This window comes from Ruegeria sp. AL12 (genome assembly GCF_056540885.1).
On sequence record NZ_JBQFXN010000100.1, the window covers coordinates 1 to 791 of the forward strand.

A 791-nucleotide genomic window follows, 5' to 3' on the forward strand; every position below is an offset into this window, starting at 1 on the left:
TCGACCCATGGCGTGTTCGAGACCACCGTGCAGGAGGTCTGCCAGATCACCCATGATCACGGCGGTCAGGTCTATATCGACGGCGCCAACATGAACGCCATGGTGGGCCTGTCGCGCCCCGGCGATATCGGCGGCGATGTCAGCCACCTGAACCTGCACAAGACCTTCTGCATCCCGCATGGCGGCGGTGGTCCCGGCATGGGTCCGATCGGCGTCAAGGCGCATCTGGCCGAGCACCTGCCCGGGCACCCGGAATACGGCACCGCCGTGGGTCCGGTCTCGGCGGCGCCCTTCGGCTCGCCCTCGATCCTGCCCGTGTCCTGGGCCTATGTGCTGCTGATGGGCGGCGCGGGTCTGACCCAGGCGACCAAGGTGGCGATCCTGAACGCCAACTACATCGCGGCGCGGCTCAAGGATGCCTATCCGATCCTCTATACCTCGGAAACGGGGCGTGTGGCGCATGAGTGCATCCTCGACACCCGGCCCCTGGACGCCGAGGCGCATGTCACCGTCGATGACGTGGCCAAGCGCCTGATCGATTCAGGCTTCCACGCGCCGACGATGAGCTGGCCGGTGGCCGGCACCCTGATGGTGGAACCCACGGAATCGGAACCCATGGCCGAACTGGACCGTTTCTGTGACGCCATGCTGTCGATCCGGGCGGAAGCACAGGACATCATCGATGGCAAGATCGACGCGGAAAACAACCCGCTGAAAAACGCCCCCCACACGGTGCGCGATCTGGTCGGCGACTGGGACCGCCCCTACACCCGCGAACAAGCCTGCTTCCC

At 65.9% G+C, this 791-nt stretch carries 1 pseudogene; it reads left to right on the forward strand.

Going from position 1 to position 791, the window contains the following annotated elements:
* Positions 1-791 (forward strand): annotated as a pseudogene (locus ACR0C6_RS21630) (glycine dehydrogenase (aminomethyl-transferring)); the annotation flags it as partial.